Annotated in this window: 18 protein-coding genes; 16 read left to right on the forward strand and 2 right to left on the reverse strand. The window is 58.1% G+C overall.

Annotated features, from left to right (window positions below):
• Window positions 1–20: 20 nt before the first annotated feature.
• The 10 genes from hcaC to M2Q46_RS07870 all read left to right on the forward strand — a co-directional run bounded on the left by hcaC (window position 21) and on the right by M2Q46_RS07870 (window position 9,478).
• Window positions 21–341 carry a 3-phenylpropionate/cinnamic acid dioxygenase ferredoxin subunit gene (hcaC, locus tag M2Q46_RS07825; protein WP_060186504.1) on the forward strand — a complete coding sequence of 107 codons (321 nt, stop codon included), beginning with the start codon at window positions 21–23 and terminating at the stop codon, window positions 339–341.
• The gene (hcaB, locus tag M2Q46_RS07830) at window positions 338–1,153 is read left to right on the forward strand and encodes a 3-phenylpropionate-dihydrodiol/cinnamic acid-dihydrodiol dehydrogenase (RefSeq protein WP_060186371.1); all 816 of its coding nucleotides are present in this window, start codon (window positions 338–340) and stop codon (window positions 1,151–1,153) included. Before hcaC ends, hcaB begins: the two co-directional genes overlap by 4 nt.
• Window positions 1,153–2,439 carry a 3-phenylpropionate/cinnamic acid dioxygenase ferredoxin--NAD(+) reductase subunit gene (hcaD, locus tag M2Q46_RS07835; protein ID WP_302356996.1) on the forward strand — a complete coding sequence of 429 codons (1,287 nt, stop codon included), beginning with the start codon at window positions 1,153–1,155 and terminating at the stop codon, window positions 2,437–2,439. Before hcaB ends, hcaD begins: the two co-directional genes overlap by 1 nt.
• A gap of 14 nt (window positions 2,440–2,453) precedes the next feature.
• Complete coding sequence (locus M2Q46_RS07840) at window positions 2,454–3,401, forward strand: 3-carboxyethylcatechol 2,3-dioxygenase (RefSeq protein ID WP_083053195.1); 948 nt, start codon at window positions 2,454–2,456, stop codon at window positions 3,399–3,401.
• Window positions 3,402–3,433: 32 nt separating this feature from the next.
• On the forward strand, window positions 3,434–4,288 hold the full coding sequence (locus M2Q46_RS07845) for an alpha/beta fold hydrolase (RefSeq protein WP_088450650.1): 855 nt from the start codon (window positions 3,434–3,436) through the stop codon (window positions 4,286–4,288).
• A gap of 1 nt (window position 4,289) precedes the next feature.
• Window positions 4,290–5,087 carry a 2-keto-4-pentenoate hydratase gene (gene mhpD / locus M2Q46_RS07850; RefSeq protein WP_115633973.1) on the forward strand — a complete coding sequence of 266 codons (798 nt, stop codon included), beginning with the start codon at window positions 4,290–4,292 and terminating at the stop codon, window positions 5,085–5,087.
• A gap of 25 nt (window positions 5,088–5,112) precedes the next feature.
• Window positions 5,113–6,057 carry an acetaldehyde dehydrogenase (acetylating) gene (locus M2Q46_RS07855; protein WP_203145562.1) on the forward strand — a complete coding sequence of 315 codons (945 nt, stop codon included), beginning with the start codon at window positions 5,113–5,115 and terminating at the stop codon, window positions 6,055–6,057.
• A 17-nt stretch (window positions 6,058–6,074) separates the two neighbouring features.
• Window positions 6,075–7,109 carry a 4-hydroxy-2-oxovalerate aldolase gene (gene dmpG / locus M2Q46_RS07860; RefSeq protein WP_031232697.1) on the forward strand — a complete coding sequence of 345 codons (1,035 nt, stop codon included), beginning with the start codon at window positions 6,075–6,077 and terminating at the stop codon, window positions 7,107–7,109.
• A 141-nt stretch (window positions 7,110–7,250) separates the two neighbouring features.
• Window positions 7,251–8,495: a 3-(3-hydroxy-phenyl)propionate transporter MhpT gene (mhpT, locus tag M2Q46_RS07865; protein ID WP_302356998.1), complete on the forward strand. Its 1,245-nt coding sequence runs from the start codon at window positions 7,251–7,253 to the stop codon at window positions 8,493–8,495.
• A 362-nt stretch (window positions 8,496–8,857) separates the two neighbouring features.
• Window positions 8,858–9,478 (forward strand): hypothetical protein, encoded by a 621-nt coding sequence (locus M2Q46_RS07870; RefSeq protein ID WP_302356999.1) that lies wholly within the window; start codon window positions 8,858–8,860, stop codon window positions 9,476–9,478.
• 42 nt (window positions 9,479–9,520) lie between these two features.
• Here the strand turns inward: M2Q46_RS07870 and M2Q46_RS07875 are convergent, their stop codons facing one another.
• The gene (locus M2Q46_RS07875; RefSeq protein ID WP_302357000.1) at window positions 9,521–10,693 is read right to left on the reverse strand and encodes a fimbrial protein; all 1,173 of its coding nucleotides are present in this window, start codon (window positions 10,691–10,693) and stop codon (window positions 9,521–9,523) included.
• A gap of 367 nt (window positions 10,694–11,060) precedes the next feature.
• Here M2Q46_RS07875 and M2Q46_RS07880 point away from each other — a divergent pair, with 367 nt between their 5' ends.
• The 6 genes from M2Q46_RS07880 (at window position 11,061) to M2Q46_RS07905 (ending at window position 21,963) form a co-directional block, all read left to right on the forward strand.
• The gene (locus M2Q46_RS07880) at window positions 11,061–11,624 is read left to right on the forward strand and encodes a fimbrial protein (RefSeq protein WP_009459276.1); all 564 of its coding nucleotides are present in this window, start codon (window positions 11,061–11,063) and stop codon (window positions 11,622–11,624) included.
• 67 nt (window positions 11,625–11,691) lie between these two features.
• Window positions 11,692–12,447: a molecular chaperone gene (locus M2Q46_RS07885; RefSeq protein WP_302357001.1), complete on the forward strand. Its 756-nt coding sequence runs from the start codon at window positions 11,692–11,694 to the stop codon at window positions 12,445–12,447.
• Between the two features lie 129 nt (window positions 12,448–12,576).
• Window positions 12,577–15,252 carry a fimbria/pilus outer membrane usher protein gene (locus M2Q46_RS07890; RefSeq protein WP_302357002.1) on the forward strand — a complete coding sequence of 892 codons (2,676 nt, stop codon included), beginning with the start codon at window positions 12,577–12,579 and terminating at the stop codon, window positions 15,250–15,252.
• Between the two features lie 26 nt (window positions 15,253–15,278).
• Window positions 15,279–18,041 carry an ATP-binding protein gene (locus tag M2Q46_RS07895; RefSeq protein WP_302357003.1) on the forward strand — a complete coding sequence of 921 codons (2,763 nt, stop codon included), beginning with the start codon at window positions 15,279–15,281 and terminating at the stop codon, window positions 18,039–18,041.
• Window positions 18,042–18,137: 96 nt separating this feature from the next.
• Complete coding sequence (locus M2Q46_RS07900) at window positions 18,138–21,281, forward strand: hybrid sensor histidine kinase/response regulator (protein WP_302357004.1); 3,144 nt, start codon at window positions 18,138–18,140, stop codon at window positions 21,279–21,281.
• A gap of 22 nt (window positions 21,282–21,303) precedes the next feature.
• Window positions 21,304–21,963, forward strand: a complete 660-nt coding sequence (locus M2Q46_RS07905) for a response regulator (RefSeq protein WP_035272032.1) — start codon at window positions 21,304–21,306, stop codon at window positions 21,961–21,963.
• A 32-nt stretch (window positions 21,964–21,995) separates the two neighbouring features.
• On the opposite strand, the gene M2Q46_RS07910 is transcribed toward M2Q46_RS07905, so the two are convergent.
• Window positions 21,996–22,994 carry an EAL domain-containing protein gene (locus M2Q46_RS07910; protein WP_302357005.1) on the reverse strand — a complete coding sequence of 333 codons (999 nt, stop codon included), beginning with the start codon at window positions 22,992–22,994 and terminating at the stop codon, window positions 21,996–21,998.
• Window positions 22,995–23,070: the final 76 nt, after the last annotated feature.

A 23,070-nucleotide genomic window follows, 5' to 3' on the forward strand; every position in this document is an offset into this window, starting at 1 on the left:
ATTTTCCGATGTTGATTGATATGACCCGCATTACTGCATGTGAAACCGGTGCGCTGGCCGATGGCGAAGCACTGAAGATAGACACCCCCGAGCGCCAGATCGCCTTGTTCAATATCGCTGGCACCTTCTACGCCACGGACGACCGCTGTACCCACGGCAACGCGTCCATGTCCGAAGGCTATGTCGAGGACGACGGCACCGTGGAGTGCCCCTTGCACGCTGCCCGCTTCTGTCTGAAAACGGGCGCGGCACTGTGCCAGCCCGCCACGGAAGCGCTGCGTACCTATCCGGTCATCATCAGCGAAGGCATGGTCTATATCGATCTGGAGGCCCAGGCATGAAAGGCTGGCTTGAAAACGAAGTCGCACTGATCACCGGAGGCGGCTCCGGCCTGGGCCTGGCTCTGGTGGAACGCTTTTTGAAAGAAGGGGCCAAGGTGGCCGTGCTGGAACGTTCGGCAGAAAAATGCGCCCAGCTGGAGCAGCACTTTGAAGGCAAGGTGCTGGCCGTCCAGGGGGACGTGTGCAGCGCGGCCGACAATCAAAAAGCGGTCGCTGCCACAGTGGCCCGCTTTGGCAAGCTGGACTGCTTTATCGGCAATGCGGCTGTCTGGGATCACGGCGCACGCCTGATCAACACCAGCATGGAGCAATTGGACAAAGGCTTTGATGAGCTGTTTGCCATCAACGTCAAAGGCTATCTGCTTGGGGCCAAAGCGGCTGCCGCCGAGCTGGTGAAATCCTGCGGCAGCATGATCTTTACCTTGAGCAACTCCGCCTTCTACGCCGAAGGCGGTGGCCCTTTGTACACCGCCAGCAAGCACGCGGCGGTCGGTCTGATTCGTGAACTGGCATTCGAGCTGGCCCCCAAGGTACGCGTCAATGGCGTGGGCCCTTGCGGCATGAAAACCGATCTGCGCGGACCGCAGGCTTTGGGTCAGCAAGACACCCGCATCATGGACTCACGCTCGCCCGATGCAATCAAGGCCATCCTGCCCCTGCAGTTCTTCCCCGAACCGGAAGAATTTACCGGCCCCTTTGTGCTGCTGGCATCACGCCAGAACAACCAGACGCTGACCGGCGTCATGATCAATGCTGATGCGGGCCTGGGTATCCGGGGCATCCGCAATGTGGCTGGCGGTCTGGAGCTGTGATGCAAGCACCACATATCCTCATTATTGGAGCTGGGCAGGCCGGTACCACAGCAGCCGCCGAACTGCGCAGCCGTGGCTTTCAAGGCGCTATCACGCTGGTCGGTGATGAGCCTCATCTACCCTATGAGCGTCCACCGCTGTCCAAGGATGCCTTGCTCAACCCCGAACAGGCCCAACTGACACTGCACCCCGCAAGTTTCTACCAGGAACAGAATATCGATCTGAGACTGGGCGTACGTGCTGTGGCCATTGATGCTCAAGCTCGTCAGGTCAGCCTGTCCAATGGCGACAGCCTGCATTACGACTCGCTGCTGCTGGCCACCGGTGCGCAGGCCCGACGCCTGCCCGAACTGGATGCCTTGGGTTCTGTATCGCATGTGCTGCGCACCCTGGACGATGCCCATCGCATTCGCGCCCAGATCAAACCCGGTAGTCATGCACTGCTGGTAGGGGCTGGCGTGATTGGTCTGGAGCTGGCCTCCAGCCTGGTCGCCATGGGCGCAACTGTCGAGCTGATCGACCCGGCCACCCGCATCATGTCGCGCAATGCTCCCGAAGTCTTGAGCGATTACTTGCTCGGCGTCCATCAAGCGCGCGGCGTCCACGTTCATCTGGGCACCCATGTCGAGCATGCAAGCCTTGAAGCTGAACAAAAAATTGCTTTGACACTCAGCAACGGCAAGACGCTGCAGGGTGATCTGCTGATTTACGGCGTAGGCGTCACCATAGACACCCGCCTGGCTGACAGTGCCGGGCTAAATACCGAGCAAGGCGCCGTGGTCATTGATGAGCATGGCCGCAGTTCCTGCCCAGGCATTTATGCTGCCGGCGACACCACCGTTCAGATCGGACTGGATGGCCGCTGGCAGCGGCAGGAAACCTGGGAGAACGCCAACCGCCAGGCCGTGATGGCTGTGTGCCACATGCTAAACCAGGAACCCGCCCAAGCCACTCCCTCCTGGTTCTGGACCGACCAATGCGACCTGAACATTCAATTCGCCGGCGAGATGCAGGCGGCCCACTGGGTCCTGCGTGGCTCACTGGAGCAAACACCGTTCGTGCTGATCGGCCTGGACCCGGAAGGTGCCATCTGTGGCGCCATCACCGTCAACCAAGGTCGCGACATGCGTCCCTTGAAGGAATTGATTGAACAAAGAGCCATCTTGCCATTGGAGGTCTGGGCCGATACCACCCAGGCCCTGCGCAATCTGGCCAAACAGGGGGCGAGCCTTGCGCTTGCCGCACAAGCCGCGGCTCCATGCGTCGCGGCCCCTTCACACTCATAAAACAGGAGACCGGGATGCAGGCACATCTGGAGTGCTTATCGCACACCCCCTTGCTGGGTCATCACGACCCGGCACAGGCCGTGCTGGACGAAGTCTTTGCGGTACAAAAAGCCGCCCGCGAGCGCATTGCCGCCTTCAAACCGGATTTGATCGTGCTGTTCACGCCCGATCACTTCAATGGTTTTTTCTATAACGTCATGCCCAGCTTTTGTATCGGCACAGGTGCCCATGCGATTGGGGATTTTGGCAGTCTGGCCGGGCGCTTGAACGTGCCTTTTGAGCTGGCTACCGACTGCGCCACCCATGTCATCAATAGCGGTGTGGATGTGGCGATTTCACACGATATGCAGGTCGATCACGGTGCTGCCTATCCGCTGGAGCATCTGGTAGGCAGTCTGGATCAGTACCCGGTTATTCCGGTGTTCATCAACTCGGTAGCGGCCCCCCTGCCCACGTTCAAGCGTGCACGCCTGCTGGGTGAAGCCATCGGTCAATGGGCCCGTTCTACCGGAAAACGCGTGCTGTGGCTGGGTTCCGGCGGCCTGTCACATCAGCCCCCCGTGCCCGTTTACGCCGAAGCGCCCGAACCCGTGCGCCGCTCCCTGGATGGCGAAGGCTACACCCTGTCGCCCGAAGCCCGTGCCGCTCGCACCCAGCGCACGATTGATGCTGGCAAGGCTTTCACCCAGGACCCCTCGGTGCTGCATCCGCTCAACCCCGAATGGGACCAGAACTTTCTGGATCTGCTGCAAACGCAGCGCTATGCCCAGCTCGATGAGGTCGCCAACGACGAGGTCTCCGCTCTGGCAGGCCGCAGCGCCCACGAAGTCAAAACCTGGGTAGCCGCCTTTGCCGGGCTGTCGGCCTATGGCCCTTACGAAGCAGGCCATCGCTACTACCGCGAAATTCCCGAGTGGATTGCCGGTTTTGGCGGCTTGTCCGCCCATCCCAGCAAGAACTGAAATCCACCACAACAAAACATCAGGAGATTGTCATGAGTCTTAATGAAGCTGATTACAGCCGTTTCGCGACCGTGGTCGAGGAAGGCAAGGAACTGCGCATTCACTACAACGATCTGGGCCAGGGCGAACAGACCGTCGTCATGCTGCACGGCTCGGGCCCCGGTGCAACCGGTTGGGCCAACTTCAACCGCAATATCGAACCCCTGACCCAGGCTGGCTATCGCGTCTTGCTGATTGACTGCCCCGGCTGGGGCAAGAGCGACTCCATCGTCAACAGCGGTTCGCGCTCGGATTTGAATGCCCGTGTCGTCAAAAGCATCATCGACCAGTTGGGCATAGCCAAGATTCACATGCTGGGCAACTCCATGGGCGGACATAGCTCGGTGGCCTTTGCCCTGACCTGGCCCGAACGCGTGGCCAAACTGGTTCTGATGGGCGGCGGCACAGGTGGCATGAGCCTGTTCACCCCCATGCCCAGCGAAGGCATCAAGCTGCTGAACGGCCTGTACCGCGAACCTACGCTGGAAAACCTGAAGCGCTTTAACAATGTCTTTGTGTTCGATGCCAGCGTCCTGACCGAAGAACTGCTGCAAGCCCGTCTGAACAATATGCTCAGCCGCAAGGATCACCTGGAAAACTTCCTGAAATCCCTGGAAGCCAACCCGCGCCAGTTCCCCGATTTCAGCCCGCGCCTGCCCAGCATCACCGCCCCCACCCTGATCATCTGGGGACGTCAGGACCGTGTCGTTCCTTTTGACACCGGCCTGCGCTTGCTGGCGGGTATCCCGAACTCCGAGCTGCACGTCTACAACCAATGCGGCCACTGGGCGCAATGGGAACATGCCGAGAAGTTCAACCAGCTGGTGCTGGACTTCCTGGAGCGTTGAGATGAGCGAATCATCCATTGAACTGCTGGACACGCTGGCTGCTCGCCTGCGCCAGGCCGAACACAGCGGTCAGGCCATTGAGCCGATCCGCGCTCTGATCGGTGAAGACAATGCCCAGGCCGCCTACGACATCCAGCGTATCAATATTGCTCGTGGCGTAGCGCAGGGACGCCGCCTGACGGGCCGCAAGATCGGCCTGACCAACCCCAAAGTGCAAAAGCAGTTGGGCGTGGACCAGCCCGACTTCGGCGCCCTGTTTGCCGACATGGCCTATGGCGATGGCGACACCGTCCCCTTCGAACGTGTATTGCAGCCCAAGATCGAGGCCGAAATCGCCCTGATTCTGGAGCGCGACCTGCCCCACGCCGACACCAGCTTTGCGGATGTCGCCACCGCCGTAGGCTGGGTCATGCCTTCTTTGGAAATTGTGGGCAGCCGCATCGAAAACTGGGACATCCGCTTTGTCGATACCGTGGCCGACAACGCCTCCAGCGGCCTGTATGTGCTGGGCGGACCCGCTCGCCGCCTGGATGGTCTGGACCTGCGCGCCGCCCGCATGACTCTGCTGCGTAATGGCGAAGCGGCCTCCAGCGGCAGTGGTGCCGAGTGCCTGGGCCACCCCTTTAATGCAGCCGCCTGGCTGGCCCGCACCCTGGCCAAACTGGGTGATCCGCTCAAGGCCGGGGATGTCATTCTGACCGGCGCTCTGGGCCCCATGGCGCCGGTGGCCAGCGGCGATCACTTTGAAGCCGTGATCGAGGGCATAGGCTCGGTATCGGTCACCTTCAGCGCAGGCTAAGTCCTCTTTGTTCGGAGTAACACACATGACAAACCCCAAAATTGCCGTCGCCATTATTGGCTCGGGCAATATCGGCACCGACCTGATGATCAAGGTACTGCGCCAAAGCAAATACCTGAGCATGGGTGCCATGGTCGGTATCGACCCCAGCTCGGACGGCCTGGCCCGTGCGGCACGGCTGGGCGTGCCCACCACCCATGAAGGTATTGAAGGGCTGTTGAAGCTGCCCAACTTCCAGGACATTCGTATTGTGTTCGATGCCACCAGTGCTGGAGCCCATGCCCGCCACAATGCGCTGCTGCAAGAACACGGCATCAAGGTGATTGACCTGACGCCTGCCGCCATTGGCCCGTACACCGTGCCCGTGGTGAACCTGGAAGACAATCTGGACGCGCCCAACATCAATATGGTGACCTGCGGCGGACAGGCCACCGTGCCCATCATCGCGGCCATCTCGCAAGTCACCCCCGTGCACTATGCGGAAATCATTGCCTCCATCTCGTCCAAGTCGGCCGGTCCCGGCACGCGCGCCAATATTGACGAGTTCACGGAAACCACCAGCAAAGCCATGCAAGTGGTAGGCGGCGCACAGGTAGGCAAAGCCATTATTGTGCTGAACCCGGCCGAGCCCCCGCTCCTGATGCGCGACACCATCTACACCCTGACGGATCCGGGCAAAGAGGCTGAAATCGAGCAATCGGTTGAAGCTATGGCAGCCCAGGTTCAGGCCTACGTGCCCGGCTATCGCCTCAAGCAAAAAGTGCAATTTGACCTGATCCGGGAAGACCAGCCCATCAATGTGCCTGGTCTGGGCTTGCGCTCCGGTCTGAAAACGTCGGTCTTTATCGAGGTGGAAGGTGCGGCCCATTATCTGCCCGCTTACGCAGGCAATCTGGACATCATGACCAGCACCGCCCTGGCCTGTGCCGAGCGTCTGGCACAAACCCGCTTGCTGACGCAGGCCGCATGATTAGCAAGGACACGAACATGGCACACGATCCACAAAAAAAACTGTTTATTTCCGATGTGACCTTGCGCGACGGCAGCCACGCCGTGCGTCACCAGTACAGCGTGCAGAACGCCATCGACATTGCCCGTGCCCTGGACCAGGCCAAGGTGGACTCGATTGAAGTGGCCCACGGCGACGGGCTGTGCGGCTCCAGCTTCAACTACGGCTTTGGGGCGCACTCTGATCTGGAGTGGATCGAGGCAGTGGCCTCGGTCGTGCAGCACGCCAAGATTGCCACCTTGCTGCTGCCGGGCATTGGCACCATTCATGATCTGAAAGCCGCCTACGACGCCGGCGCACGCATCGTACGCGTTGCCACGCACTGTACGGAAGCGGACGTCAGCAAGCAGTACATCGAATACGCCCGCTCGCTGGGCATGGATGCCGCCGGCTTTTTGATGATGAGCCACATGACCAGTCCGCAGCATTTGGCCGAACAGGCCAAGCTGATGGAAAGCTACGGGGCGACCTGCTGCTATGTGGTGGACTCGGGCGGTGCCTTGAACATGAACGATGTGCGCGAACGCTTCCGGGCCTTCAAGGATGTACTCAAGCCTGAAACCCAGACCGGCATTCACGCCCACCACAACCTGTCCCTGGGCGTGGCCAACAGCATTGTGGCCGTTGAAGAAGGCTGCGACCGCATTGATGCCAGCCTGGCAGGCATGGGCGCAGGTGCCGGCAATGCACCGCTGGAAGTCTTTATTGCGGCTGCCGAGCGCATGGGCTGGAACCATGGCACCGATCTGTACACCCTGATGGATGCCGCCGACGACATTGTGCGCCCCCTGCAGGATCGCCCGGTCCGTGTAGACCGTGAAACCCTGGCCCTGGGTTACGCCGGTGTCTACAGCAGCTTCTTGCGCCACAGCGAAGCCGCAGCCAACAAGTACGGGCTGAAAGTCGTGGACATTCTGGTCGAACTGGGCAAACGCCGCATGGTGGGCGGACAGGAAGACATGATTGTGGACGTGGCCCTGGATTTGCTGCAGCGCCAAGGCGCCACAGCCTGATTCCGAGACTCTAAAAAAAGTTCTACCCCCGCTCACCACTATCTTGCCGCGCAGTGAGCGGGTTTCTGCACCCTGAATTCGGGGCGGGCAGGGGGCAGAAGCAACAAGAAAAACGTCCCGGTCAACCGAGGAGACATAGCAATGACACATACTCACGGCCGCAGACATGCGGTCATTACCGTGGCGATCTGCTTTCTGATCGCCGTTATCGAAGGCATGGACATCCAGGCCGCTGGTATTGCCGTGAAAGGCGTAGCAGCAGAGTTTGGTCTGGATAAAACCTACCAAGGTTATTTTCTAAGTGCAGGCATTCTGGGGCTGCTGCCCGGTTCGCTGATGGGCGGGCGCTGGGCCGATAAATACGGTCGCAAGGCCGTGCTGATTGCCTCGGTCGCCATCTTTGCCCTGTTTACCCTGTTCACTGCCTGGGTCAATAGCCTGGCCATCCTGTTGATGGTGCGCTTTCTGGCTGGAGCCGGTCTGGGCGCGGCCATGCCCAATCTGATTACGCTGGCTGCCGAATCCGTCAAACCAGAACACCGTGCCCGTGCAGTGGGCATGATGTATGCCGGCATGCCTGTTGGGGCCGCCATTCTGTCACTGGTCGCCGCCTCCAACTTTGGTGAAAACTGGAAAAACATCTTCTATCTGGGCGGCCTGCTCCCCCTGCTGGTTATTCCTGTCATGGTATGGTTCCTGCCCGAATCACGCGAGTTCCTGCAGGCTCGACAAAGCCCTGCTGTCGTTCAAGGGCGCTTCCAGGATCTGTTCAGCAATGGTCTGGCCACCCGCACCCTGCTCTTGTGGGTCAGCTATTTTTTCACGCTGATGGTGGTCTACCTGATGCTGAGCTGGCTTCCTTCCCTGTTCCAGGAACTGGGCTTTAGCCGCAAGCAAGGCAGCACAGCCCAATTCTGGTTCATGGTCAGCGCAACCGTGGGCACGGTCCTGTTGGGCTATCTGACCGACCGCTGGAAGAAGGCCCTGGTCATTACGCTGATGTACGGCGGTATTCTGGCTGGTTTGTTAAGCCTGAACGCCGCATCCGGCCTGACGCAGATGTATTGGGCCGCCGCACTGACAGGTGCGTTTGTGATTGGTTGCCAGGGCGTCTTGTATGCCTTTGGCGGTATTGTCTACCCTACTTCCGTACGTGCCACTGGCATCGGCACCGCTGCAGCCGTTGGCCGTATCGGCGCAACGCTGGGTCCAACCCTTGCAGGCATGTTGCTTAGCCAGGGGTATGGAGCCGCTGGCGTCATCAGCTCGGCAATTCCCTGCATTATTGTTTCAGCCTTGTGCATGCTGCTGGTAGTCCGTCAAATCAGTCAGGAGCAGGCAAGAGCATCCGGCAGCCCCGCCCTGCCAGCCGCTGGAAAAGCTTGAGAACAGAGCCAATTGCAGCGTGGAATCCAGCTGCAACCTGGATACCAACCCTCCTAGAGTCAGCCCTTGCACCAAGGGCTGCGTTCTACCTGGAGGACGCACCCCACACATACGTAGTTCCCCAAGCTTGAATTCGTCTTCAAGCTTGGGGGCTGCTCGGGGGGACTGCCCCCTTCTTCAGCGATTTCCGTCTGTGCAATCCACCTGGCCTCACTGGTGGCAATCCCCGACAAGAATGAAAACAAGAATAAAGAATGGCGGGATACAATGGCCGGCTGCTATTTGGCAGCCGAGATTTTTATAGCCAGGCTTGGCGCTGCAGCAGAAAACAACAAGGTGCCTGGCCCTGCACGGAAACACGGATGATGGACACAGTAATTCTTCTTCTGGTCGCCGCAATAGCCCTGCACTTTGTGCGGGCACGGTATCAACGCGGACGCATTATCTTGCTGGGTCGCCACTTGAGCAGCTTCCAGCTGGAACGCCATATGGAAACGCTGACGGAAGGCTATACCCGCGCGATTGGCGAACAGGCCCCCTCACGCCAACTGCAGGTGTTGGAGATGTTTGCCCAGACCGAAAACGCGGTAGCCACCCAGATTCAATCCCTGGCTGACCTTCTGCAAAAAGAACCAGCAGAAAACACCCGAGTAGGCATGCTGCCCTTTTGCGTGCCCTATGCCGAACGCATCATCCCCTCCATGACGCGCGACTTCCGCCAGCTATTGCAGATTCATGCTGCCGGGCTGCGTCATATGGTGGACAACCCCGAACAGCTGGACCCAAAAAGCCGGGCCTTTCATCTGTCCGCCGAGCTATACCTGTTTCAACACAGCTGCCACTGGTTCTGCAAATCCCGAACAGTGGCAGATGCACGCCTGCTGGCACGCCATAAGGTGACACATCAAAAGGTGCTGGAGTCCGTGTCCACCCAAACCCGCAATGCCTATTTACGCTGGCAGGAACCCGCCACCAGCAAATAAAAAAAGCGGAGCCCCTTGGCTCCGCTTTTTTCTTCCTGCGTATCAGGGATACACAATCACAAAAGTTGCAGCCGCTTCCAAAGGCCCCGGTCTGACATCTGATTCGGTTTTATTGGGAAGCCGTACATACTGAGCGGTAAAACCGGTAGACAGTACAGCACCATCCGTCAGAGCCGGCCCTACAGAAGGCGCATAACGCGACGGCACCCAGGAGCCTGAAGGCGCAGGACCAAAAGGCAGGGGGTCAGATTCACCGCGATGAAACAAACGTACCCCGACTGCCGGGTTGCTTGAGAGCAAATAATTTTTATTCGTTGCACTATCCCTGGTGTCGGTGAAATAGATATTCAGTTTGGTGTCTTTGGTACAACCCGTTCCCTCAATCAAGAAATGGGCTTGCCCTGACGCACCTGAAGAGCGACTTGCACCTGCAGGCACAATCTGACCGGGATCAACGGGTCCCAGAACCACATTTTGAGTCAAGGTACTGGTCGAGAACTTACAGCTGGGCAGAGCAGGTTTGGGCAACTCAGGCACTTGCACGGTGCCGGTCAAAGCCGCCATGGGGTCCACGAATCCATTAATACAAAGCTGTGCATTAGCCGTGCCCTTTTGATTGGCTGTCATAACAAGGACTTTATTGGCTTCAGTAAAGGTCAGTTTGCCGCCTTTATATACCTTGTCATCAATAACCACCAGTTCAAAACTGTAGAACTGGGCCAGCGTGTAACTGGCCGTTGTTCGCGCTCGTAGCACAGAAATCCACGGGCTACTGGAAATAATCGTTCCCTGCGGAGCACTTGGTCCGATTGGCGTCAAAGAGACAGTGGAGGCGTACCCCGCCCAGCGAACGACCAAACCCAACCCTGGCATCCCACTCAAGGGAACTGCTTGATAAGCGTTATCCGCTATCTGCCCGCTTGCATAGACATTCACTGTTTCGCCGTGAGCAAGGGGCAGGTAGTACTCAGCATAGGCAGACGTACGCCCTACAATATCGCCATTTTTAAAGACGGTGCCGCTAGGGGCCATGCTCCAGCTTGAGCGTGCCGTCAGGTCTCGGGACCTGAAACAGCTCGTTGACTGAGCCTGGACCTGGCCCATCCCGACAAGCAAGGCAATGGGCAGCATCAATGCTTTAGCCCACACGAATCGCTGGCGGGAAAACTCCTGTTTCCTGAATATACGGTTCCACATATCACGCATCTCATTCATCAAAATTCGTTTCCAACCCCTATCGGGGCCAATTAATGATGAAATTTTAAAAGCGCAGTCTATTCAATTATTTAAGATTATTCCTAGAGTTATTTTTCCGCTCTTAATTGATACTCAAACCCAATCAAGCTTAATCGTCAAGAATTGCAAACCAAGCAAACAAGCCACTTGACAGAACAAAACAATTAAAAAAAAACATTCTCAATTAATAGGACTGCATTTTAAGAATAGTCCTAAATCTTTTCCCCGATTGATTTCCTAAACTTCAATTGTGCCCAAACAGAGCACACTCCTGGGAACCTTAGAGCGCCCCAAGGCGTACAACAAGGTTGCTTCGTTTGTCCAACAATCGGAAGTCAAATCAATCATGAAAAAGATCCTTTTCGGCCTCACTATCCTTTCCGCTTTTGCTGCTGCCGGTGCTCAAGCCGAATCCACTATCGGTGCCCGCGGCAACATCAACTTTGTAGGCAGCATCAACGCTGACAGTTGCACCGTGCGTTCTCCTGGTGCTTCCAGCTCCGGTGCCAACATGCTGGTCGATATGGGCCCTGTGTCGGCCAAGACTCTGGGTACGGAAGCGACGCCCGCTACCTCCGCAGGCGGCATCACCTCGATCTCCAAGAACATCGATATGCAGATCGAATGTGCCACCGGCACCAAAGTTGAGCTGAAGCTGGCTCCTACCGCTACCTCCGGCAAGGGTATTGCTGTCACTGGCGGCGCCCAGAACGTGCAGATCATGCTGGTCAGCGACCAAACCATTCTGGACTTCACCAGCGGCACCGCCAAGCTGGAAGCTCCTTACGCTGACGGCGCCATCAACATTCCTCTGACCGCCTACTACACCCGCAAGGCCGGTGCTGAAGTTGCTGATGTTGTCGGTGGCCAAGCCAACGCGACCGTTGCCTACGAGCTGTCTTACGAATAAGACTGCCTGAACCTCTGGCGAAGGGTGATCCCTTTCGCCAGAACCAACCCCTCAAGGAGAATGAACCATGTCCATCTTAACTTTCAAGAAACTGGCTTTTGGATGTCTGGCCCTGAGCGCTGCGCTATTGAGCAACCAGGCTCAGGCATCCATCTCCTTGAGCGGTACCCGCCTGATCCTGCCCGAGAAGCAGCAAGAAGCGTCCATTGTGGTTCGCAACGACAATTCGCCCATCCTGGTTCAGTCCTGGCTGGAAACGAATACCGATCACGATCAAGCAGAACTCCCCTTTGCCATTACCCCTGCACTGGTCAAAGTTGCCCCTAACGGCCAGCAAGTGATGCGTGTGCTCTATGCCGGCGGTGACCAGGGCCTGCCTCGTGACCGCGAAACCGTGCTCTGGCTGAACATCCAGGAAATCCCGCAACAAAGTCCCGGTGACAATCAGCTGCAGATAGCCATTCGCCAACGCATCAAATTATTCTTCCGTCCTGACGGCTTGCCCGGTTCGGCCGCCCAGGCCCCTGCCGATTTGCAGTGGTCCGTGGTCAACGCTCAGGGCGCACCTATGCTGGAGATCCACAACCCCAGCGCTTACCACGTGTCCATGTCCACCCTGCGCACTGCCAAGGGCCAGGAAATGGAAGACCCCGGCATGATTGCCCCTGGCCAGACCCGTCGCTTGCCCTTGGGTCGCTCCGGCGCACAAGACACCTTGCAGTTTCGTGCGATCAGCGACTACGGCAGCGCCGATCCCTATGAAGTTCGCCTGAACGGCCAAAGCAGAGTTCAGGCCCGCGCCTTGAGCTCGGACACTCCGTAAGCCGGCGGCACGACCCGCCGCCCACTCCCCAAGTCTCACGTCTGACCCTTTCGGCTACTGGCACCCGGCCAGTAGCAGGAGCCCTTGCACGTCTTCAAATCGTCAATCACGCCCCCTGGGTGCAGAGTCATGTTCACAAAAAACCATCTGTTCTGCCATCGCATTCATCCCATCAGCCGCCAGCCACTGGCCGCGTTGCGGATTGCCTTGCTGCCCTGCATGGTATTTGCAGCTTGTGCTGCCCAGGCTCAGACGACCGCCTCCGTTACCGTGCCCGCTCCCGAAGAAAACAAGACAGAGCCCGTACAAGTTGCTGCTCTGGATAGCGGTGACTCCATGGCATTTAACATGGCCTTCCTGCAAGGCAACGCCTCCACCGCCGACTTGCGCACCCTGCTCTCGAGCAGCAACGTCGCTGAAGGCGTACAGCGCGTGGACCTGTACGTGAACCAGCAGCGTACCGGACGACGCGACATCACCTTCAAACGCAACCCGCGTACGGACGAAAACGAGCCCTGCTTTGACCAGGAGATGCTCGAGCAGATCGGGATTGATCTGAGCAAATTGCCCGCTCCCGTGTCGGCCGAGTCCACCTGCTTGCGTCTGCCCGAAATTGTGCCTGACGCCACGGTGGTCTACGAAAGTGCCCAATTGCGTCTGCTGCTGAGCATCCCGCAGATCTACCTGAGCCCCAGCAAACGCGGTTATGTTGATCCTTCTTTGTGGGACGAAGGCCAGACAGCTGCCTTTGTGAACTACGGTGTCAATGTACGCCGCGATCAAAGCAAAGGCATGTCCGCCACCAACCACCTGAGTGCAGACCTGCGCCTGGGTGTGAACATCGGCCCCTGGCGCATACGCAACAACTCCTACTACACCTCGGGCACCAATCGTTCCAGCTCCTTTACCAGCCAGAACACTTACGCCCAGCGCGATATCGTGTCCCTGAAAAGCCAGTTGCTGGCCGGGCAGACGTATACCCGCTCGCCCCTGTTTGACAGTGTGCGCTTTATGGGTGTGCAGATGCTCTCGGACGAGGCCATGCGCCCCGACAGCGAGCAGGGCTACGCGCCGGTTATCCGTGGCACGGCCGAAAGCAATGCCACGGTCGAAGTACGCCAGAACGGCTATGTGATCTACACCACCAACGTCGCCCCCGGTCCTTTCGCCATCAGTGACCTGGCGCCCTCAGGCTCGAACGGTGATCTGGAAATCACCATTATCGAAGCCGATGGTTCGCGTCGCATCTTGCGCCAGGCATTTTCTGCCCCGCCCTTGATGGTGCGTGAAGGCCGCCTGAGCTATGACATCGCCGCCGGTCAACTGCGCCTGAACGACGAAATGCAGGAGCGTCCCCACTTTGTCAGCGGCTCCATGCTGTATGGCGTCAGCGCCAACACCACCCTGGCCGCCGGGGTGCAGGTCTCCAAAGACTTCAATGCCTATTCCCTGGGGGTCGGCATGAACACCCAGTTGGGTGCGGTCTCGCTGGATGCGACCCGCTCCACCAGCCGTGTTCAGGGCCAGCAATCCCAGGGCACCAGCATGAACCTGCGTTACAACAAGTTCATCGAGGCTACCGGCTCGAACGTGTCCATCAATATGCGTCACGACTTGAGCCGTGGCTATCGCACCCTGTCCGATCACGTCACCGCCACAGAAGCACCAGCGCACTTGCGCCTGTACGGTCAACGTGACTCGCGCCAGCGCATCGATGCCAATATCAGCCAACCTGTAGGCGGTGGCAATCTGTACCTGAGCGCTTCCTACAACAAGAACTGGGAGAACAACTCCTCCAATAGTTTGTCGGTGGGCTACAGCAACCATATCGGCAAGGTGAACTACAACCTATCGTACACCCGTACCCGGAACCTGCAGTCTTCCTTTGGTCCTTCGCGCTCGCACGACAACGCGGTCATGCTGACTCTGAGCATTCCTCTGGGCAGCGGGCAAAATGCACCGCAAAGCTTCACCACGGTCAGCCACGACAATAGCGGCAATGCTGTCCAGGCCGGTGCCAGCGGCCTGCTGCCTACCGAGCGCGAGATCAGCTACGCCGTTGCTGGTGGCCGCAGTGCTGCCGGTGAAAGCAGCGCCTCGGTCAACGTAGGAACAGCAAGCTCTTTTGCCCGCATGAATGCCGGCTACTCCTATGGCAATCAACACAGCTCCGGCAACTTCTCGGCCAATGGTTCGATTGTGGCGCATAGCGGCGGGGTGAACCTGGGTCAGGCTCTGGGCGAGACCATCATGCTGGCCAAAGTAGAGCCGCCTGTAGCCGGGGTAGGCGTATCCAGCCACGCAGGTGTCAAGACCGGCTCGAACGGCTACGCCATCATCCCCAATGCCACCCCCTACCGCAGCAACCACGTCAGCCTGGATACACGCAACGCCCCGCGCAATGCCGAATTCGACAACGCCGTGCAGCAAATCGTCCCTACCCGCGGTGCGGTTGCCCTGGCTACTTTCAAAGCCGAAGTCGGTTACCGCGTACAGTTTGAATTGCGCGATGAGCAAGGTGCAGCGTTGCCCTTTGGCGCCATGGTGCGGGATGCCGCCGGCCAGCAACTGGGCATGACCGACCCGCGTGGCCGTATCCTGACCATGGTCTCCCCTGAACAAATGCGCGGCTATCTGGATATCAGCCGTAATGGTCAGCTGTGTCGCGCCCGCTACGAGCTGGCCGAACAAGCCGAAAGCCTGAACTATCAGTTGCTTCGCCTGAACTGTGTCACGCGTGAACCCGATCCCATGCTGCCCGGCGATCTGGCCAAACAAGGCGCAAGCCAGGACGGAACAGTATGAAGCCCGTTCAGCTAAGAGGCAGCCCCATGCGAGAGAACCTGCCCTGCATGCAGGTTCCTCGCTTTCCCAGCGTCTTGCTGGGTGCCTTGTCCTTAATCCTTATCCTGTGTGCCTCCTTGGGCACCGGGGCATATCTGTATGCATCGGCTACGCACCTGATTTCCGAGTATCGTCGGCAACTGAACGGTGCTGCCGACCACGCCCAATTATTTTTTGACCAGCGTGAGGTCCTGCTGCGCGCCGTGGCCGCAGCAGCGGTTTCTCCCGACACCGTGCAGCTCTCGTCCAATAGACAAAACCTGGAAACGCTCGACACCCCGAACAATGGCTCAGCCGATCACTACGTCTTTTTACTGACGCGCCGCCATTGGAATGCCATCCATCGCACAGGCACCTTGCGATACAGCGAGCTGGATCCTGCCCGAGACTACCGTCTGGAGCGCGACGGCCAGCGCCGGTTCTGGGAACCACAGGTGGATGCGCTAGCCACACGCCTGAACACCATCAATAAACAGCCTCACGCCCGGCAAGTTCCCGTGCTCTGGCTACACCAGGACAATGACTCTTTCTCGCAGTTGGTGGCTTACACCCCGATAGACAGAGAAAACCGTCAGGGAGCCTGGTTGGGTCTTGAACTGAACAATATCGACCGCGCCCTGACCTTGACGCCACCACCACCTGGCACGGAATACATTTTGTTCGATATACGCGGGCAAGCTGTTTTGTACAGCAGCTCCCCGCCTGATGCGTCCGAGTTGCGCTGGGTTCAGCAGGACTACTTTGGTTTTGACGGCAAAGGCTGGCCCAAACATATCATCCTGAGCAAATCCATTGGGACGGGCGGCCTGCGAGTACTCTACGCCCTGCCCACCAAACAGTTATTGCACGATGGCCGCAATGCCTTGATCACGGCCTTGCTGACCCTCACCGTCTTTACCACCGTTGTTCTGGTCGGCGCTTGCCTGATACGGAGGCGCTTGTTGCTGCCTGCGCGCCAGCAGCAACAAAGCCTGGTCGATAGCGTGTCCTTGAATCGCAAGCTGGTTGCCATGGCTCCTGTCGGCCTGGCCCTGGTCGACGCCCAAGGTGAAGTGGTTTTTCAAGAAAACCTGCAGGCACGCACCTGGATGCAAGGTGATGATCAATGGCGTACACGCTTACCCGGTGAGCATGAGCCCAGCACATGCACCGACGTTACCCTGAAGGACGGGCGCAGTGTACGTGTCCATGCCATCAGCTTGCATTACCGCGGACAGCCCGCGGCTCTGTGCTCCATTATTGACGTCACCGCTGAGAAAGCCGAAGAGGCTGCCCTGCGTCACTCCCGCCAACTGGCCGAGAACGCCAACATCGCCAAAACTCAATTCCTGACCACCATGAGTCATGAAATCCGCACGCCCCTGTACGGAATTCTAGGGACGCTGGAGCTCCTGTCTCTGTCCGAAAAGCAGCAACACCCGTCGCCCTATCTGGACACCTTGCGCCGCTCGGCCGAAACACTGTTCCGGGTAGTGGGTGAATCGCTGGACCTGTCTCGTATTGAAGCGGGGCACGTCACCCTGGAACCGCGCGAATTCTGTGCGCAGGAGCAGGTGGATGAAACTATTGCAGCGTTTGCTGCAACCGCACAAAACAAGGGCTTGCTACTGTATTCCATCACCCCTGTCAGGGCCCTGGTTCCCACTATTGGTGATCCCCTGAAGATTCGCCAGATTCTGAGCAACCTGATCAGCAATGCCATCAAGTTCACCACTTCTGGCCATGTAGTGCTGCGTCTGCATACTGAGCCCCAGCCGGGCAACCGCCTGTCACTGCGCTTTCAGATTACGGACTCCGGACAGGGCATCAGTGCAGAGGTTCTGCCCAAACTGTTCCTGCCCTATTTCAGCCTTAACGAAGGTGGTGCCAACAAGCAGCCTGGCACGGGTCTGGGCTTGCCCATTTGTCAGCGCCTGGCCAGCCTGATGGGCGGCTCTCTGTCTGTGGTCAGTGAACCGGGCCTGGGCACCAGTATCACGTTTGAAGTGATTCTGCCTGTGGCCTCCCCGCCCGGCACAGCTCCGGCTCCCGAGTCCCAATTGGCGTTCCGCCCCGTCTATGTGACTGGAGACATCCCGGAAATCGTTTCCAACGTCAGCAAATGGCTCCGTCATTGGGGTGCCTATGCCCTCCCCTACACCCGGCAAGTCGCCAAACCGGGGGCTGTGCTGGTGCATAGCTGGCCGTCTTTTGCCACCAGTACACCTGAGTGGACTGGCCGCCAGGTCATGGTTCAACCCAATACCCAGACCCAACCCCCTCAAGCCGATAATCCCGACTGCTTCTACACTGCCTCGACCGCCATGGAACACATCATGCAAGCGGTGCAGCAGGCTCAAGCGCTCGATTGCGCGCCTCAGCCGACCAAAGAGACATTAAAACCCTCCGTACGCCCCCAACGTGTACTGGTCGTGGACGACAACCCGGTTAACCGGCAAATTCTTCAGGAGCAATTGACTTTGCTGGGCTGCACGACTCATCTGGAAGCCAGCGGCGAAGCCGCCTTGACACTGGCAAACAAAGATCAATTTGATATTGTGTTTACAGACCTGTTCATGCCCGGCATGGACGGCTACTCTCTGGCCCGCGCCTTGCGTTCGGAAGGCTACCAGGGACGCATTATTGGCATTACCGCCAATGCCATTTTGGATAAAGACAAAGAATGGTCAGCCGCAGGCATGGATGCCCTGCTGATCAAACCTCTGCCCATGGCCGCCTTGCGCGATAGCCTGCAGCCTCCGACCCTCTAAACCAGCCCGACCAGCCACAAATGCTACGTCGCTACCGCGGCGCAGGGCGGTATGATACGGCAGGAATTGCCCAAATCGGCGACCTCACGGAGAACCATGGCCAACTCACCTTTTAATCGTATGACGCGGCGCTCGCGTGGACACACGCGACTATTGCTTAGCGTTATTCCTGTCTCCTTCGTTTTGCTGGGCGCTCTGGTCGTAGGCGGCCAGCATTTTTTCAGCCAGGAGCGCCATCGTCTGAAATCCGATTTCGCCGTGACGGTGGCCTATATCCACGAACAGGAACGATTTTTAGCGCAGCTCAAGGCAGATGCCGCCAAACTGCAAGCCGGGCCGGAGCCAGAACCTCCACCGGTAGAAAGCGGCCGTTCCGTGAGTATCTGGCGGCCAACAGCCAGCGTCTCGTTTTCCATGATTTGCGAACAGCACTGCCGCGCCCCCAAAGAGGCCTACGGAACCTTGGGGGCTGATCTGGCCGACAGCTTTGCGTCCTTTTGGGCCAGATCCTATTTTCCGTCCGGCTACCTGTTCCTGTTCCATCCCGACATGGAGGACAGCCTGAGCATTCCGGAGCTGGAATCCTCCCGCACAGATACGGTCCTGCCTATTGCGTCGCACAAAGAAGCACGCGACCACGTCCATCCCTGGAGCACGCCTTTACCCGGTCCACAAGCAGTGAAGTGGGTTTCCCTGCCCGACCACCCCTTGCATATGCTGGGCATCATCCCGATTGCCTTGCCCGGACTGCCCGTACCTGGTGCGGACCCGGCCCGATTCCAGGCCATGAGTCTGTTTGACAAAGGCAGGCTGCGGGAATTTTTCAATCAGTCCGAAGCGCCTGTCGGGTATCGATTCTGGCTGCACCATACCCAGCAAGGTTTGCTGATCGGTCAAAACGACTCCCCTGATTTGCAGCACGATGGTTTTAGCATCAGCTGGCGGGGCCTGGCCTTTCAAATGAGCGATCCCTCCGGCACGTGGACAGGGCGCTACCTGATCAGCCCCAGTCAGTTGCTGGACAGCACATGGGTGCCCCTGGGCACGGTCGTGTTTTTATTGCTGAGTTTGCTGGGCGGCATGGCTTATGCCCGCTGGTACGGGCGCCGTGTGGTGGAGCCAGCACGTCAGGCCCAACGTGCGCTGCTGGAAAGCCGGGACTTCAACCGCAGCATCATTGATACCTCGCCGGTAGCTCTGTGCGTGATCAGCAAAGAAAAGCGGCAGATTATTTTTGGCAATGCCCAGGCACTGGAATGGCTGGGGCTGGATGCGGGGGATGTATTACCTGAACAGGCACCGCTAGCCTTGGCCCTGAACACCTTGCAGCAACAGGGAGCGCAGGCCACCGAAGGCAAAGTAGATTTAGCAGATGGACGCAGCCTGCATTTGGCCTGCGCACCCAGCCGCTACCATGAGCAGGACGTTCTGCTGTGTGTGTTGATGGACCTGACGGCACAAGAAGAAATCCAGCGTGAACTGGAACGCGCGCGCGCGGCCGCCGATGAAGCGAGTACGGCCAAGTCCGCTTTCCTGGCCACGATGAGTCATGAGATTCGCACGCCTCTGTACGGCGTTTTGGGCTCCCTGGAGTTGCTGTCCATGACCGAATTAAATAGCCAGCAGCATCAACAGGTAGACCGAATTCAAGGTGCCTCGCGCCAGTTATTGCAGATCATCAGTGACATTCTGGATATCAGCCGGATTGAAGCGGGCCAGACCCATGTGCAGTCGGTGCCCCTGGACCCGATTGCTTTGGTCCAGGATTGCACCGCCACCTATACCGCCATGGCTCAGCAAAAAAACCTGCTGCTGTTTTGCCATATAGACCCGGATGTCCCGTCCTGCGTCCTGGGCGATCCTCTGCACATACGTCAGATTCTGAGCAATCTGATCAGCAATGCCGTCAAGTTCACTCAGGCAGGTCACATTATTGTGCGACTGCGTCTTGAGCAGATTGCCCAAGGAAAAGCCCAATTAATGTTTCAGGTGGCTGATAGTGGCGTGGGCATTGAGCACGAACGACAGGACAAGCTGTTTACCCCCTTTTATGTCGCCCATGCGGGCGAGCACACCATACGAGGAGCAGGCTTGGGCCTGTCCATCTGTGCCCGTCTGGCCGAACTGATGGACAGTCAGATTCAGTTAACCAGTGAACCAGGACTGGGCAGCAGTTTCTCCTTTACGCTGAATCTGGACATAGAGCCCAAAGAGGCCCAAACCCGCCCTGCCCCGAACCTGCATGGCATGAAGCTGCATGTGCGAACACCCCATGCCGAATTGTCCGAGTCGATCTGCAATTGGCTCATCCGCTGGAATGCCCAGGCACAAGCCCTGCTGCCCAGCGACTCTCTGACAGGCCAGGCCGAAGAGATCTTGCTGGATGTGATGATGCCCGGCAGCCAGCCGGTACCTCATTGGCTCGGCCCCTACCTCAGTGTCTCGGCACGCGATGGCAGTAGTACCTTGCCCGAGGCGGATGGCACCAGTCCCGAAAGCATCGCTCGTTCCCTGGAGCGCTGGCGGGCACAACAACATGCCACGCCGGCACAAATCCTGGAGTCCACGCCACCCGCCAAAACAGCGATCAAGCCCCCCAGCCGCCCAGGCCTGCATGTGCTGGTCGCTGAAGACAACCCGCTCAATCAGGCGACCTTGCGTGAACAGCTGGAGCGTTTGGGATATCAGGTAACCCTGGCTCAAGATGGCGAAGAGGCCTTGAGTCTATGGGATGACAACAACCATGATTTGCTGCTGACAGACGTCAATATGCCCAATATGACGGGCTACGAGTTGGCACGTCATCTGCGTGCACAAGGCATGAATGCACCCATCATTGGCATTACCGCCAACGCCATGCGCGACGAAGCCCAGCGCTGTACGCAAAGTGGCATGAACGCATGCCTGGTCAAGCCCATGAATCTGGCCACCCTGAGCAGTCTGCTGGAATCGTTAGCTACCTCACCTGTGCCCAAACGCTATCGGGATATTTTCCGCAGCACCATGAGCAAGGATTTACAGACCCTGGAACAAGCCCTGCATGAGCAAAACGCGGCGCAAAGCCAGGCCGTCCTGCATCGCATGGCTGGAGCTCTGGTGGTAATGGGTCTGCATGAAATCGCGGACAGAGTGAAAGAACTGGAACAGAATTTCAGGCAAAATACTCAACAAACTGAAACACAAGTTCATACAGCCGCTGCCGTGTGCCAGGCACTACGCGAGCTGATTGAACAAGTCTAGCAAAACAGGCAAGGAAACCCGAATGCCCGCCATTCAGAAACTGCGCGTCATCATTGCAGACGATCACCCATTGATTTTGATGGGGATACGCGAACTGCTGGGCCGCGATATCAACCTGAGCGTTGAGGCCGTAGCTGCCAGCCCCTCGGAGCTGGTCGAGCACCTGCAGAAAAACCAGCCCGATACCATCATTACCGACTACTCCATGCCCGGCGATGAGCAGTATGGCGACGGGATGCGCTTCATTTCTTATCTACGGCGCCACTTTCCCGACGTCAAACTGATTGTGCTGACCATGGTGTCCAACCCCATGATTATTTCTTCTTTGTACGATGCTGGCGTACAAGGAGTTGTCCTCAAACAGGACGAGCTCTCTGAAGTCCTGGTCGCCCTGCACTTGTTGCGCCAGGGCGTGAAGTACTACCCGGCCAATTTCAAGCAAGATACGCCCAAAGACGTGCTGACCAGCTCGGTACAGGAGCGCCTGGAGTCCCTGAGCCCCCGGGAATTTGAAGTCCTGCGCCTGTTTGCCATGGGAGACTCCATCAGCGCCATTGCTGAACAATTAAACCGCAGCATCAAGACTATCAGCGCTCAAAAAGCATCGGCCATGCGCAAACTGAACGTGCATAACAACCAGGACCTGATTGCGTTCTGTACCCAGAACAACCTGTTCTCCTGAATACGCACAAGGCAGGGCCGGGCATGCCTGATTCATGTCGCCCAACGCTGACGCATCCACATATCCAGCTCAAAGGCGGGTGTGGGTTTGGCGAACAAATAGCCTTGAGCATAATCACAGCCCATTTGTCGTAAGCAATCCAGATCCTCCTGCTGCTCTACTCCTTCGGCGGTAACACGCAGGCCACGCTGCTTGGCCACCCGGATCCAAGCTTGTACCTGTTCGCTTTGCTCGCGACTGTGCGCCAAGCCATACACACTTTGCCGGTCCAGTTTGAGTTCTGAAAACGGAGCTGACATCAAACGTTCGATTGAGCTGTAGGCCACCCCGGCATCATCTTGCGCCAGCCCAAAGCCCATCGCTACCAGGCGTGAAGCCCCTAAAAACAAGGCGCAGGGCGTCCGGGTGTTGGAGTTTTCCAGCAACTCCAACGTAATCTGGCTGGCCTGCCCCTGCTGTTCCTGTACACAGGCCATCAGACGATCTGGCAGGCTGACATCATCAAGCAAATGAGTGGGCAGGTTCACTGCAACAGGCACCGACAAACCCTGACGACGCCAATAGGCCTGCAAACCTAGAACTTCTTGCAACATATGCAAGAGCAAAGCCTCGTCCAGGCCATGCTCACTGAACCAGGGCAAAAACACATCGGGTGACAAGACACCCCATTGAGGGTGACGCCAGCGCGCCAGAGCCTCCAACGCAACCAACTGCTGGGACTGCACCGAGACCTTGGGCTGCAGCCACGCCTGAACCTGCTCCTTTCGCAAGGCATCGAGCAAAACGGCCCGCGTAATCAGCATCCCGCCCTGTTCAGGCTGAGCGCACCCGCTACGGCCCGAAAAGCCGTAAGGCCGGACCAGGCGGCTGCTCAAGGCCTTGCTGTCTACCGGAGCTGCGCTTGCTTTAGCAGAACGCCCGACAGCAGGGACAATGCGCCGGGGCATCCACAAGCCGGACTCCGAGCGAGGCTGACGAAGCAAGTTCATCACCATCGTAGGTGGCATGTGAGAAGTGGATGGTGCGAACATGAATGTCCCCGGCTAACAATGAACAGACTGGAATTTCCAGGCCAGAATCGATAACTGAGATCGTAAGATTTCCTGC

Origin of the sequence: Alcaligenes sp. YSL9 (genome assembly GCF_030515105.1) — a bacterium.
GTDB lineage: Bacteria > Pseudomonadota > Gammaproteobacteria > Burkholderiales > Burkholderiaceae_B > Alcaligenes > Alcaligenes phenolicus.